This is a genomic window from Bacillus sp. EB106-08-02-XG196 (genome assembly GCF_013396335.1).
Lineage (GTDB): Bacteria > Bacillota > Bacilli > Bacillales > Cytobacillaceae > Neobacillus.
In genome coordinates this window covers 126,835-140,957 of the sequence record NZ_JABWSY010000011.1, presented here as the reverse complement: position 1 = coordinate 140,957, position 14,123 = coordinate 126,835, and the positions used below count along the sequence as shown (strand labels likewise).

The 14,123-nt window shown below is 37.2% G+C and carries 14 protein-coding genes and 1 pseudogene; 6 read left to right on the top strand and 9 right to left on the bottom strand.

Annotated elements, in window-relative coordinates; genetic code table 11:
• Positions 1-164 precede the first annotated feature (164 nt).
• Positions 165-1,001 carry an RMD1 family protein gene (locus MLOOGBEN_RS18075; RefSeq protein ID WP_179159663.1) on the top strand — a complete coding sequence of 279 codons (837 nt, stop codon included), beginning with the start codon at positions 165-167 and terminating at the stop codon, positions 999-1,001.
• Positions 1,002-1,078: 77 nt separating this feature from the next.
• Here MLOOGBEN_RS18075 and MLOOGBEN_RS18070 read toward each other — a convergent pair whose 3' ends face one another.
• The 3 genes from MLOOGBEN_RS18070 to sda all read right to left on the bottom strand — a co-directional run bounded on the left by MLOOGBEN_RS18070 (position 1,079) and on the right by sda (position 2,553).
• Positions 1,079-1,501 (bottom strand): DUF1801 domain-containing protein, encoded by a 423-nt coding sequence (locus MLOOGBEN_RS18070; RefSeq protein ID WP_179159662.1) that lies wholly within the window; start codon positions 1,499-1,501, stop codon positions 1,079-1,081.
• Positions 1,502-1,601: 100 nt separating this feature from the next.
• Positions 1,602-2,087 (bottom strand): GNAT family N-acetyltransferase, encoded by a 486-nt coding sequence (locus MLOOGBEN_RS18065; RefSeq protein WP_179159661.1) that lies wholly within the window; start codon positions 2,085-2,087, stop codon positions 1,602-1,604.
• 331 nt (positions 2,088-2,418) lie between these two features.
• Positions 2,419-2,553 carry a sporulation histidine kinase inhibitor Sda gene (sda, locus tag MLOOGBEN_RS18060; RefSeq protein WP_256989158.1) on the bottom strand — a complete coding sequence of 45 codons (135 nt, stop codon included), beginning with the start codon at positions 2,551-2,553 and terminating at the stop codon, positions 2,419-2,421.
• 143 nt (positions 2,554-2,696) lie between these two features.
• On the opposite strand from sda, the gene MLOOGBEN_RS18055 reads away from it, so the two are divergent.
• A complete protein-coding gene (locus tag MLOOGBEN_RS18055) occupies positions 2,697-3,398 on the top strand; it encodes a Na-translocating system protein MpsC family protein (protein ID WP_179159660.1) in 702 nt (233 codons plus the stop codon).
• 51 nt (positions 3,399-3,449) lie between these two features.
• Here the strand turns inward: MLOOGBEN_RS18055 and MLOOGBEN_RS18050 are convergent.
• The 3 genes and pseudogenes from MLOOGBEN_RS18050 to MLOOGBEN_RS18040 form a co-directional block, all read right to left on the bottom strand.
• A pseudogene (locus MLOOGBEN_RS18050) lies at positions 3,450-4,303 on the bottom strand (P-loop NTPase family protein).
• A gap of 30 nt (positions 4,304-4,333) precedes the next feature.
• Complete coding sequence (locus MLOOGBEN_RS18045; protein WP_179159659.1) at positions 4,334-5,146, bottom strand: VOC family protein; 813 nt, start codon at positions 5,144-5,146, stop codon at positions 4,334-4,336.
• Between the two features lie 73 nt (positions 5,147-5,219).
• On the bottom strand, positions 5,220-5,960 hold the full coding sequence (locus MLOOGBEN_RS18040; RefSeq protein WP_179159658.1) for a TerC family protein: 741 nt from the start codon (positions 5,958-5,960) through the stop codon (positions 5,220-5,222).
• A gap of 230 nt (positions 5,961-6,190) precedes the next feature.
• On the opposite strand from MLOOGBEN_RS18040, the gene MLOOGBEN_RS18035 reads away from it, so the two are divergent.
• Complete coding sequence (locus MLOOGBEN_RS18035) at positions 6,191-7,258, top strand: sulfite oxidase (protein WP_179159657.1); 1,068 nt, start codon at positions 6,191-6,193, stop codon at positions 7,256-7,258.
• 48 nt (positions 7,259-7,306) lie between these two features.
• Here the strand turns inward: MLOOGBEN_RS18035 and MLOOGBEN_RS18030 are convergent, their stop codons facing one another.
• Positions 7,307-8,458: an MFS transporter gene (locus tag MLOOGBEN_RS18030; RefSeq protein ID WP_179159755.1), complete on the bottom strand. Its 1,152-nt coding sequence runs from the start codon at positions 8,456-8,458 to the stop codon at positions 7,307-7,309.
• 137 nt (positions 8,459-8,595) lie between these two features.
• Between MLOOGBEN_RS18030 and yeiL the strand changes: the two genes are divergently transcribed.
• Positions 8,596-9,258: a transcriptional regulator YeiL gene (gene yeiL / locus MLOOGBEN_RS18025; RefSeq protein ID WP_179159656.1), complete on the top strand. Its 663-nt coding sequence runs from the start codon at positions 8,596-8,598 to the stop codon at positions 9,256-9,258.
• 93 nt (positions 9,259-9,351) lie between these two features.
• Here the strand turns inward: yeiL and MLOOGBEN_RS18020 are convergent, their stop codons facing one another.
• A complete protein-coding gene (locus tag MLOOGBEN_RS18020) occupies positions 9,352-9,822 on the bottom strand; it encodes a hypothetical protein (RefSeq protein WP_179159655.1) in 471 nt (156 codons plus the stop codon).
• 385 nt (positions 9,823-10,207) lie between these two features.
• Between MLOOGBEN_RS18020 and MLOOGBEN_RS18015 the strand changes: the two genes are divergently transcribed.
• Both MLOOGBEN_RS18015 and MLOOGBEN_RS18010 read left to right on the top strand, forming a co-directional pair.
• A complete protein-coding gene (locus MLOOGBEN_RS18015; RefSeq protein ID WP_179159654.1) occupies positions 10,208-11,218 on the top strand; it encodes a 2-oxoacid:acceptor oxidoreductase family protein in 1,011 nt (336 codons plus the stop codon).
• A 19-nt stretch (positions 11,219-11,237) separates the two neighbouring features.
• A complete protein-coding gene (locus MLOOGBEN_RS18010) occupies positions 11,238-13,550 on the top strand; it encodes a thiamine pyrophosphate-dependent enzyme (protein ID WP_179159653.1) in 2,313 nt (770 codons plus the stop codon).
• Positions 13,551-13,766: 216 nt separating this feature from the next.
• Here MLOOGBEN_RS18010 and MLOOGBEN_RS18005 read toward each other — a convergent pair.
• On the bottom strand, positions 13,767-14,123 hold a 357-nt coding region (locus MLOOGBEN_RS18005), incomplete at its 5' end, for a hypothetical protein (RefSeq protein WP_218781240.1).

Here is a 14,123-nt window from a genome sequence, read left to right as displayed (position 1 = left end):
TCTCTCCTTTATTTTTTATTATTTGTGTTTACGGAGAAAGTATTACATTGTATTTTAAAAGTAGCTATGTATGTAACATATACATAGCTACTTTTTTCACTAATCCTTCATTAATTTAACACTATGGTTCATATACTAAATAAAAAAGAAGAGAGTGGTGAATAATGAGAGATTTAACCTTTAAAGCCTTCGCGATAACACATGAAATAGATTTAAACAAAATTGCCATTCATTGTGGGATACCGAAGAAATTCACCTGGGAGGAGCCGTTAATTTTAAAAGGTGATATATTAAAATCAATCCTCTTCCAAAATGTAGACGAATCTCAAATGGTCCTTGTTTTTTCCTTTGGCAGCATTGTTTTCATTAATCATTCTACTCCAAATGAAGTAACCGCTTTTTTAAACTACCTCCACTCCTTCGAGCCGGACATTGATGTCAAAAGTGTAGACAGATATAGCGATGATTACAGCTTGCACATCAAGGAAACCGAAAGCATTGAGTTAACAGACGAGTATGTGGTCGTTCCTGAATATGAAAGTTACTATCCTGAATTAATTTCTACTGTCCTGGCAAAATCGGTGGCATTGGAAAAGACCGAGGAACAGCTGGGGCAAATTAATGATAAACTCGAAACGATGATTGACCGTCTAGAGAAAGGCAAGCTGAGAATTGGAAATAAGGAATTAGCTAGGACGACGGCTAAAATTATCCGTCACGAGTATAATACCCTTGCTTACATCATGATTCTTGATAAGCCTGATATCACTTGGACAAGCAGTACAGCAGGTGAATTTTATGACAGGATGCTGGAGTTCTTCGAATTAAATGATCGTTATAAAATCTTGAAAAGTAAAACGGAAATTCTTTACAACATAATGGATGGATTTTCGACCATCAGTCACTCGATTCGCGGACTATTCGTCGAATGGATTATTGTAATCCTCATCCTATTTGAAATTGTTCTTTCACTATTAGGAATAGCCGGCTTACTTCCTTGATAATGACTCTTTAAGCAAATGAAATAGAGTCCCTTCTTCTGCAATCAGTATGATTGTAAATAAGGGACTCATCTGCGTTATATTGCAGAATACATTTCTTTTAAAAAGGATACGGATTCATTAATTAATGCTTTTAAAACATCTACATCAATATCTGCAACTTTATTAACGTACACACACGCTTTCCCTGTAGTGTGTTTACCAAACTGTTTTAATAATTCTTCCCTCTTCGGTTCACCTGGTGCAAAGTATAAACTAATTTTGGCTTTCCTCGGGGAAAAGCCGACTAGCGGTGCATCACCTTCATGACCAGATTCATATTTGTAATGGTAGGATCCAAAACCAATAATACTTGGACCCCACATTTTCGCTTCAAATCCGGTAGTCTCCGTGAAAATATCCAATAATCTGTATGCATCTTCACGTTTTTTAGGACTCTCCACTTGTTCGATAAACTCAATGACACTATTGTCCGTTTCTTTTGTTTTTAATTCGTACATATGTTTCACGCCTTTCCTTAAAAAAGTCTTCCAATTATTACTTTGGATTTCAGTGAAATCTCCATATGTAATAGGTTCATATTCAACTTATAAAACTGCCTTACAATTTTTTAATCATGTTGTACCATGTTACCCCGCCGTGCTCTGATTTTGAAACACCCCTATTTTTATACCCTAAATTTTCATAAAATTGAATTAAATCTTCTTTACAAGTTAATGTTATACTCTCACGTTTTTTTGATAATGCATCATTTTCAAGATGTCCTAGTAATGCTGTTGCCACACCCCGGGTTTGAAAGTGAGGAGTCACTGCTACACCTAAAACCGTTTGATGCCCGCCAAATGCTGGATTTGCCTTAATCTCATCAAACAGATCATCTGTAATAAATTCCGTTTCAATCACTGGGCCATTGACTAAACCCACAATCACCCCACACTCTTCCGCCACAAAAAAACTATCTGGAATTAATTGAATACGTTTTTTAAACGATTCTTCCGTTGCTGCTTCTTCTATAGGAAAGCAAATTTGTTCAATAATTACAAGGTCAGGTAAATCATTCATCGTTACGTTACGGATAATTAACATTTCTAGCACTCCATTATCAAAAATATATTTTCAGATTTTTCTCTGTCCAGTTAATAATTTTTTACTAATTCTCATTATATAGAATTATACAAAACTATTAAATGAGATATTAGGGAAAATAACCACTTAATCAAAATTACTATAAGAAAAAGCTAGACTAATGCCTAGCTTTTTAAAAAGTATAAGTAGTCTGATATTTTTATAGCCACTTTTTCAATAAAAGAAGTGAAGAGCAAGAAGCCATTCGCTGGTCTTATTACATTCCAACCTATTAACAGTTGGAAAAAGGTTAAAGAATCGTAAGTCAAAAAGATATGGTTTATACCATTCTTTAAACCTTATCTAATTGTATCCCTCTTCTATCTATTTCTTCTTCTAACAATTTTATAAAATCTTCGTCTAGCTTTAGCTTTACTGCACTAAAATATGTGTCTATTAAAACCTTGTTGCCCATGCTTGAAAACATATCCTACTCCTCAAAGCGAATGGCTTTCTGTCCCTTCACCTACTAACATTATATTTTTATTCGAAGGTACAAACCATGCTAATTATTTCCAATAAAAAGGGTAACCTAGGGTATACGACCTAGTTTTAAAAGGAGACACGATTATGGAAACAGAAACATATAAAAAAACAACCGAGCTAAGCAGTTACATTGGTAAAATCCTTCGAGACAATTTTGGTAAAGGTCCAGAATCGGTGCACGTTTCACTAGGTAAAACCTTTATTATTTTCTATATTCGGAATTTCTTATCTCCAACAGAAAAGGTACTTATGAATCAAAAACAAGATGAAAGTGTTCAGCAGACTAGGGATTTAGTTATGCAAACACTGATTCCTGAAATAAAAGCCTATATAAAGATTGTTACAGGTATGGAAATACGAGAATTTTACTATGACTGGGGTCTACATAATAAATCCGCGATGTTCACAGGGATATGTAATGATTTAACGGGTATCGATGCACCTATTAAAGAAGAATTTACAGGTAAAGCTGAACTAATTTCAGAGATTATAAATTTAAGCTCCGAATCAGAAAAGAAGCCCGAAGAGATTTATGCCTGCCAATTGAATCATAGGACTGTTCTTATTATTCGTAATGGAATATTAGTTAGAATTGAAAAGCAGTTAATCAGACAAGGAATGCGAGAACAGCTTAGGTTAGCAAAGCGAACGCTCGAAAAAGGATTGCTTCATAACAATAACCATTTTGAAGGGATCTTGAATACCAAAGTCATCGATATTTTTGTTGACTGGGACTTTGATTTAGATAAAAGTGTTATCGTTTTGGTCACCAATCCAACAAAATAATTTATTAGCGATGAAAAAAATCAAAGGCAAAGTGCACTCTGATTTTTTTCATTACATTTTTGCAGTATTCATGAATATTTCCATAATCCTATTTTTATGAGAATCCATTTCAAACTGAGAATTATCAATTTTAACCTTTATTATATCTAATGCATTAAAAATCGAAGACTCTAATTGAATTCTTGCTTCCAGAACAGCTAGTGTTCCTTCAATCGCTTGAGCACCATGGATTTTTCCATAGTCTTGGTTATTATAGTAATCCATAAAACTATCAGACCACTCTTTTGCACGTTCTTGGACAGCCTTTTTAAAGGATTGCGACAAATCTTGTTGGTCTACATAAATTAGAACGGGGTTTAACGGCTCAATGATTTCGGCTAATAGCTTTACATAATTCATGACAACTTCCTGAGAGGCACCATATTTGATCATTCCGATGGTTACAGGATTTTGGATAAAGCAGCATTCAAATATATACGTTTGATTCCCTTTCATCGCCTGTTCTACAAACCTTTGCCATTTATCCGTTATTAATTTTATGTGTTTTTCTAATGGCAGCTCATAAATATCATGATTCCAAATTTGATCCCAAAAGGATTTCGGAACCATTGTTTCATTTATGTCTTGTTTCAGCTTGAATTGCGGCAATACAACTCCATCACAGCGTTCAATGGCATGTTTTACAAAATAGGCTGAACTTCATTATACTGTTGCAAGAGCTGGTCAAATTCAGTTTTCGAGAAGTAAGAGCCTCCTTCATAATCGGCTGGGTGTTCAGTATTTCCCTCAAGAAACAGCTTTGTATCTACATTTATTTCTTTTAATATATCATTCGTAATCGATGCCGTTGTGGATTTTCCTGAACCAGGCAGCCCCTCTACTAAAATTAATTTTGAGTTTACCATGTAAATCCTCCTCTTTTTTTTACCCCGTCCTTACTGAAATCGCCAATATCCATTTAACATTTCAATAAAGATGTTTTGATTGGTTTCTGCTAAGTTTACCAGAAAAGGTGTTTCCCCCCTTTCATGTAAGACCTTTCCTGCTGGCCCATTACCTAGAGGTGTGCAGAAAAATAGATTTGTGCCAGGCAATTCTAATGTTTGACAGCGTGCATGTAAGACATCGTTCCTGAATTCTTCACCCGGGGTTAGATTTAATAACTTCCCCCAAGTTGTTATCGTTTCTTCTAAATCCCTTACAACAAATCCGACGCTTTCAAGTTTTGAATTTTCGCCAGTATGCCTTCCTACCATTCCTTTTTTCTTAAAGGAAGACAATCTTTCCTCATCACTTTTTTCCCATTGGATGAAAAATGGAAATGATAGCTGATTAGGTTGGTCCTCGATGAAAAGAAGATTCCACTTGATCTCTTCTCCGCTTGCAGTTACACGTTTTCCAGGAAGTGGACCATGTACGGTAAAACGTTCTTTTCTTAGCTTAGTGGCTAATTCGTTTATCCGATCTGTACGAATCGCTATTTTAGCAGGACCTTCTCGATTCTCTTTAGCTAGTTGCTGAACAATTTGGGTAATTAATCGATTCTCTTCATGTTGTTCAGCAATTGATAACTGTTCAATCCCCAAAAATTCTATATAGCTTAAATCAAAATAACTGAGTGTATTATAGGTTCCCCATGATTCATGACGGCCGCCATGGACCACTCGGATTCCTTGTTCTGATAGAGGTTGTTTCGCATTTTCAGGTTTATGTTTAAACCAAACTAAATGATCAAATGATAATTTCATATTGCTCCCCTTTCCAAAAACATAAAAAAATGGCTTGATATGGTTCCAAGCCATTTCTGTATAATGTTGTTCCTTACGTAGACTGTCCTGTTTTCTTACCAGATAAAAACCAGCCACCTAATGCAATAAGGAGCATAACAGACCAAAAAATGGTATTCCAAATCGGTCCTTCTACAAAATCATGTGGAATAATGTGTAATGCTGGATGCGCAAGGGTATGCATTAACAGTTTAACCCCGACCCAGCCAACAAGTAACATCGCGGCTGTTTCAAGGCTAGGGCGTTGTGTCAGGACTTTAACAAAGAATCCTGCTGCAAACCGAATCACGATTAATCCGGCGATTGCGCCGATTAAGATGACAATAAATTGCGCGCCATCCATTCCTCCGATTTCGCCCATTGGCGTACCGGGTAAGGCTATAACAAGAGCGACTGCAGCTAAAATTGAATCAACTGCAAAGGCTATATCGGCTAATGCAATTTGAGCTACAGTAGCTCGGTAACTTTTTCCAGCTTTCTCTTTACCGCCATGATCTTTTTTAAGCAAATGTTTTAATGCGATGAAGATTAAATACGCAGCCCCTATCGCTTGAATCCACCAAACATGAAACAAAAACGAAATAATAAAAATAGCTCCAATCCTAAATACAAAGGCTAATAATAACCCAATATTTATCGCCTTTTTTTGCTGTTCCTCTGGCAAATGCTTCGCCATAATCGCTAATACCAAAGCATTATCTGCAGATAATAAGCCTTCTAACAAAATCAAAATAAGTAAAACCCATCCATACTCTACTAACAAAGAAAATTCCATTTTATCCCCCTATGTAAGTTTGCAACGTAATAATAGTATAAATTATATTTACACCGTATTAATACTATTTTGCACAATTTCATTGATAATAACTTCCATCATTAAAAATTTCAATTCTTTGGTCACTCCAGCTTTTAGTATTTCTGTTCTATATGTTTAAATGTTAAACAGCCTATTTCAACCACATAAAACATACAATATTATTGACTGCTTATTAAAAGGAGGAAATGATGGCTGATCCAAAACATCAGGTTGTAAAACCATATTTAATAACGCGTAGGTTGAAGCCAGAGAATCAGGAAACACCTATTCAATTTATGGAGAACGATATCATTCACCCCCCTTTATTTTATCGACGCAACCACTTTTCTTATCCAAAGCTTACCTATTCAAACTATTTTCTTCCGATAAATGGTCTGGTCACTACCCCACTACTACTTTCAATGCAACATATCCTTCAATTACCATCTAAAACCATAGAGGTGGTCCTAGAATGTTCAGGTAATAAGCGCAGTCTTTTTGAACCTAAAGTATTTGGTGAACAATGGGGAAAAGGTGCTATTAGTCAAGGTTCCTGGAAGGGCGTCACACTAGGTACGCTTCTAGAATTTACAGGAATAGAAAATGGTGCAAAAGAAGTGGTTGTGGAAGGATATGACTTTGGAGAAAGAACGGATTTAGACAAGGCCGTCTCTTATATTAGAAGTTTACCAATCGAGAAGGCTCTACATCCTGATACAATAATTGCTTATGAATATAATAATCAACCACTACCCTTTAAACACGGTTTTCCATTGAGGTTAATTGTTCCACAGTGGTATGGCATGGCTTCTGTCAAATGGATTAAGCAAATAAGTGTAATAAGTTCTAACTTTACTGGGCCCTTTCAGAGCATTGATTATAAATATTATCCAAATAAGGACAATGACAATGGTGCACATCCTGTCACTACCATAAATGTAAATTCGACGATTCAAAAACCATTAGATATGGCTAAATTAAATACTGGCAACCATGTAATAAAAGGCATTGCTTGGACAGGTAGAGGCTATATTACCAAAGTAGAAATTAGCATGGATAATGGAGATACTTGGATTGATGTAAAGATTGTTCATTCGATTTCAAGTTACAGCTGGGTTTCTTGGACTTATGATTGGAAGGCAGCAGAAAAAGGTATTTATACCATTAAGGCAAAAGCAACTGACTCTTATGGTCGAACCCAGCCAATCAAACCCTACTGGAATAGAAAGGGTTATGGATATAATGCAGTCGATCAAATTAAGGTAAAGATTGAATAGTTTATAATAAAAAATACCTCCCATTTGATGTAATGGGAGGTGTATTTGTTAATATTGATATTTTGTTCTGGTCGCTAATAAAATAAATATCGCTGGTACCGTACAGATGATCATTGATAAAAATGAAAGTGTAGGTGAGACTTCGTATAAAAAGCCCCCTATCAGGGTTAAAACTGCCGTACTAAAGCTTAATGCTAGTGCTGAATAAATTCCTTGTGCATTCGGTATTTGCTGTTTTGGTAAATTTTTCGTGATATAAAGCATAAACGCGTAATGAGCTACACCAAACGAAAGTGCATGCAAGCTTTGTGAAATCATAAAAATCCATACATTAGGAAATACAAATACGAGAACCCAGCGTAAAGTGGATCCTGATGCAGCAAGAATTAATAATGATGAAGGCTTCCATTTTTTTAAGATGTGATCTGCCTTCAAAAAGTAAATAATTTCAAATATAACTGCAATATTGATGATCATTCCGATATAAAATTTATTTACACCTAAATCCTGCAAGTAGATATAGCCATAATTATAATAGGAAGCATGTGCTCCTTGAAGTAATATGACAATAAGTAAAACAATCGGGAAACTTTTTATCTGCCATAAACCTTTGAATGTAAGCGACCCCTTGTGCTCCTTCACAGTCGGCTTTACTGCTAATACTGCAGGTGTCGGCAACAGGTGCATGAATAGCATTAAACAAAGCCCTATTACCATACTGGTTAGAATAGCTTGTTCCTCGAAAAACCCCGTTACCATACTAATGATGAGCACAGAAACAATAAAGCCAATTGAACCATACGATCGACTTTTTCCATAATGAACGTCACCTTGTTGGACCAAGTTTCCTGCTGCTGTATCAAGAGCAGGAAGCAGCGGTGGAAAAGCGGCACTAAAAAACAACGTTACAACCAAAAGTGTGACAAAGGACGAAGAAGGTATATATAGGATTGCAGCCACAAGTGAACTCGCTGTCAGAACAAAAACAACGGTTTGACTGCTCATAAACTTAGATGCTAGTGGAAAAGCAAACAGCGATGATACCCCTCGTGCTAATAAGCCGAATCCCATAATGATACTCGCTTCGGTTACACTGAGTCCTTTAGCTTGTACGAGCCATCCAGTCCAATAAGGTAAGAATATTCCCCAAGTTAAGAAAAATACAAAAAAGTTCAGTGACATCCAGCGTTGATTACTCATTACTAACTTTTTTGGATTTGTTAAATGTTTAAGTGTTTGTTGATTATTCAAGTTTGACCCCTCCGTATCCATTGCATCATAACACGTAAATACTTACAATAATATGAGATATCTCATATTTTTTTACGGAGGAAGAAATGCAGTTTTTAATCGAACCAATGAGAAGTTTCTATATTGAAAAATATCCTATTGAATCGCTCTTTTCCTTTCCGATTACCCCTATTATCCAGGTGTGTCAGTTTGAACGAGGTGAATTTATCTTTAAGGAGGGCTCCTATCCTGACTATATGTTCTATCTCGTTGAGGGTAAGGCGAAATTATATGTCACTCAAAAAAATGGTAAAGTGTCACTCCTCAATTTTTTACACGCTCCAACCTTCATGGGGGAAATTGAATTATTAAATGCGGAACGTTATTCGAAAGGTATTCAAACAGCCACTAAGGTAGTATGTCTTGCCATACCCATACATGCCTGTAAAGATAAACTATTAAAGGACGCCACTTTTTTAAAATATTTATGCATTTTTTTAAGTAAAAAGCAGACGATGTTTACATCTAGGTATGCGCAGAATCAAGCATTTCCGCTGATTAACCGGCTTGCTGCCTTCATCCTTTTATCAGCAGACCATGATTTATACAAGGAAAAACACACAGAAGTATGTGAATATCTTGGTGTCTCCTACCGCCATTTACTTCATGTATTATCTCAATTATGCGATGCAAATATCATCGAAAAACAATCACGCTGCTACAAGATTCGAGACAAAGAACGGCTGCAAGAATTAGCAAAAGAAGTTTAATTTCCTCATTAGTACCAGTAAGTAAAAAAAGTCGATCTCTATTTTATAGGGAATCGACTTTTTATAAAAAGAACAGTTTCTAAATGCTGGAATTTAATGGTCTCTCAAAATATCATCTACGGTCATTTTCATTGAATAGATAACCGTTTTTTTATAGTGTGCAGCTAAAAGAAGGACTCTAATTTGTTGGGATCGGGATAATTGTTTAAAACGAGGTTCTTGCTTTAAAAAGGACCGTACGATGGACCAGCTTGATGGTATTAGCGGAAAATCATCTAGCGGTTGTTTCCTTCTTAAACGATGAAACCAAGTTAATCTTCCGGAAGGAGTACTTTTATCAACGATACATGGAGCATAAATACTTTTTGTGTGTTTTCGAAGCGATTCATAACGCTCTTGCCCGCTTATGATTGTGTAGTTGTTATCTTTTCGATTTTTTCTGACGACCAAAACAAACATACAGTCCCACATCAATCTTTGCAGTTTCTTTACGTGTTCAGTAATTTTTAGTGATACATCTGGCTTGATTTTACTCAGGGGTATATACTGAATCGTAAATTTCACTAACATCCCCTCCTGTTCGTATTAAATTCTTACCGAAAACACGGATATCACAACAGGTTTGGAGAAATATTTATTCTAACTTAAATCAGTATATGTGTGAACTGGGCTCAAGTGACCTAGAAACAACTCCCCCTATTATGATCATCTTTAAAACCCTCCTCACCAATCTGGTTGTTATATAACAAAACTCTTCCTGTAATATATCACGTCATCAATTTAAACATTGTATTCAAACAACAACTCCAACACCATTAGGGGTAATACCCATCGTTAGAAATATCTGTTGTAATTGTTTTTGTGCCCTGTTACAATAGAAATAACTTAATATATAGAATATTTATAATATTCTATACTAAACTCCGTTTTACAGATAGGGGGAATACATTTGTCAAAATTGCCAAAAACAAATGATCTAGGTTTTTTTGAAATCCGTCTTGAGTCGATTGGCGGTTTAGGAGCTAATCTGGCAGGAAAAATGCTTTCCGAGGATGGAGTTGTTGGAAACGGACTAAATGGAATCGGTTTTTCATCATACGGTTCAGAGAAAAAAGGCTCTCCAGTAAAAGCACACATTCGTTTCTGTGCACCGGAAACAAACATTCGAGACACCACACCAATAGAACGCCCTCATGTTGTCGGCATTTTCCATGATGCCCTGTTTAAGACCATCGATTGTACAAGCGGGATCTATCCAGACAGTACAATCCTAGTAAACTCACAAAAATCCCCTGACGAACTTAAGAAACTCATGAAAATTACAGGCGGTACCATTGCCATTATTGATGCAACTGGAATCGCTTTAGATGAACAAACAAAAGCCAACACCGCTATGCTGGGTGCACTTTATCGGATTTTGGACTTTTTAGACCCTGATTCGATGAAACAAACGATTCGGCGAACCTTTGAAAAAAAATATCCACACCTGGTTGAGCCAAATATTCGAACGTTTGACCGTGGGTTTGATGAAGTAGAATTCAAAACCTACCTTCCGGATGATGGAGTGGAACCTATCCCTTTTTCAAGACCAGTACCAGTGCTTGGATATGAAACTCAGGCACTCGGCGGTATGATTCTAAATCCAGGTAACAGCATGTTAAAGGATTTAAGTATTTCACGCGCTGGGATGCTCCCCCATTTTCACGAGGATAAATGCATTAATTGTGCTGCATGTGATACAGCCTGCCCAGACTTTTGCTTTGTTTGGGAGGAAAAACCAGACAAAAAAGGCCGTCCACAAATGTTCCTCAGTGGGATTGACTATCAATACTGCAAAGGCTGTTTGAAATGTGTAACGGCCTGTCCTGTGGAAGCGCTATCAGGAGAAAGAGAATTCAATGACGGCTATGCGGACAAAAACCGTGTACCCCACATATTTGATTTAGTCACTCGAAACTAAGGAAAGGACGGGATATTTTATGTCCATTGAAATAAACCAGGAAAAGCTCACAACTGAAAAAGAAACAGTTGAGCAAAGTTTTGTCTTTGAATCTGGCAATGAAATGGCTGCCTATGCAGCACATCAAATTAATTACCATGTAATGGGATACTTCCCGATTTCCCCTTCCACAGAGGTTGCTCAATTCCTCGATGGGATGAAATCTAGAGGCGAACATGATATCGTTTTGATTCCTGCAGATGGAGAACATGGTTCAGCAGGAATATGTTACGGGGCTTCTACTGGAGGCGGACGAGTTTTTAACGCAACGAGCGCTAATGGATTTCTTTACATGTTAGAGCAGCTCCCTGTTCAATCCGGAACCCGGTTTCCAATGGTATTAAATTTAGTTAACCGCTCTGTATCCGGTCCATTAAATATCCATGGAGATCATTCTGATTTATATTTTGGTTTGAATACCGGTTGGCCAATCTTGATGGCACGTGATCCACAAATTGTCTATGATATGAACATTATTGCGATAAAACTAGCAGAAGATCCAGCCGTTAGACTGCCTGTTATCGTTTCATTTGATGGATACTTCACCTCCCACCAAAAACGTCGAGTACAGGTAATAAAAAATAGAAGTGATGTTCAGAAATTTATCGGGGAGAATCCTACAAACTTCCCTCATGCCTTAGACCGTGAGAATCCTGTTACCATCGGTCCTTATATGAATGAACCGGACTATATTAATAACTGCTATCAACAATCTGAAGCAATGTACAATGCTGAGGCTGTTTTCGAAAGAATTTCAAAAGAATATGCAGAATTAACCGGTCGGGAATATCCAATCCTTGATTTATATCGTATGGAGGATGCCGAAGTAGCTGTATTTATGCTGAATTCAGCCGCGGAGGTTTGTAAAGACGTGGTCGACCGCCTTCGCATACGGGGAATAAAAGCTGGGGTGATTTCTCCAAATATGATCCGTCCCTTCCCTCAAAAACAATTAGCGGAAGCCTTGAAAAACATTAAGGCCGTTACCGTCGGTGACCGTGCAGACTCATATGGAGCACATGGCGGCAACATGGCGCTCGAATTAAGAGCGGCCTTGCAAACCGTTGGTAATGCTCATACAAAAGTGATTAACCGGATTTACGGATTAGGCGGAAAAGATTTTTATGCTGACGATGCTGAACATTTTTTCCAATTGGCTATAGATGCTGCGGAAAAAGGCTTTGCAGAAAAGCAGTTTGACTACTTTGGGCATAATCCAGGGGACCCAGAATTTGCTCCAAAACGTGTTCTAAATCCCATGAAAAAAGAAGACTTGAACACGGGGTTAATTACGGTAACTCCTAATGAAAAAACCGGTGAACTAAAAGTGAAAATTCCGCCAATGCGGAGTCTAACGAAGAAACCAAAACGTCTTGCTTCTGGTCACGGCGCTTGTCCAGGCTGCGGCATCTTCTCTGGATTGGAATTGTTCTTTAAAGGAATTGAAGGAGATATTGTCGCTTTATTCCATACAGGTTGTGCGATGGTAGTAACAACAGGCTTCCCATATAGCTCTCATAAAGCCACCTACATCCATAACCTTTTCCAAAATGGCTCTGCTACCCTTTCCGGTCTGGTAGAAATGTTCCATGAAAGAAAGAGACGCGGTGAGTTGGCAGAATTAGGTCTAAGTGATGACTTTACCTTTGTTATGGTTACCGGTGACGGTGGAATGGATATTGGTATGGGCCCTGCAATTGGAACGGCTTTACGTAATCATAAAATGATTATCCTTGAGTATGATAATGAGGGTTACATGAATACAGGCAGTCAGCTCTCCTACTCTACTCCGATGGGACATATGACGAGTACATCGAATATTGGCGGCTTCCAAAATGGAAAGCCATTCCATCACAAGGATACCGCTCAAATCATGGCTGCTACGCACATCCCATATGTATTTACGGGGACTGAAGCCTTTGACAGAGACCTTTTAAAGAAAGCCGCGAAAGCACAATGGTATGCGAATAACGAAGGCTTGGTATATGGAAAAATATTAATTACCTGCCCATTGAACTGGAAATCAAAGGATGAATTAGGTCAAACGATTGTAGAGGCTGCGGTTAACTCCTGCTTCTTCCCTCTTTATGAAGTGGAGCATGGCATTACAACGGTTACCTATAACCCCGAGGAAAAAAATAAACGATTAGCTGTATCTGAATGGCTGAAGCTGATGGGTAAAACGAAACACTTACTCAATGAAAATAGCAAAGACATGCTGGAGATGTTTGATAAGGAAGTAGACCGCCGTTGGAATATGCTGAAAGCGAAGCATGAGAGTCCATATCTATGATAAAAAGAATCCCAAGTGCTGGTATCGCACTTGGGATTCTTTTGTTATTTGGATACGGATTCATACCCAATTCTAGGCATTTTCTGATTTTGGGTAACAATACCTGCTGATTGTTACCCAAATTCTTCTTTTTCTGAAATTCGGTAACAATTTTCTATTTATACTTACCGAAAACTCGTAATCCACTCGAAATACAGTTTATTGATCTTAATTATTTTACTTATTTAAACGTTGTAACTCCGTTTCAACTGCAAATACTCGCTTATTTAATGCATCTGTTTTATTATCAAAGTGATCAGTAATCTTTTCAGAATAGTCTCCCAGATATTTAATTACACTTTTATGATTTTCTTTTTGTTCAATTTTTAGCTCGTTAATAGCTTGTTCAACCATCGCAGCTTTATGCCCAAGTTCTGCCTGTCCGGTCTTAAGTTCAATAACGTCGTTCCCTAGCTTTGTTTGACCAGTCTTAAGTTCAATAACATCGTTGCTTAACTTTGTTTGACCAGTCTTGAGTTCATTCACATCGTTGCCTAACTTTGTTTGACCAGTCTTGAGTTCATTCACATCGTT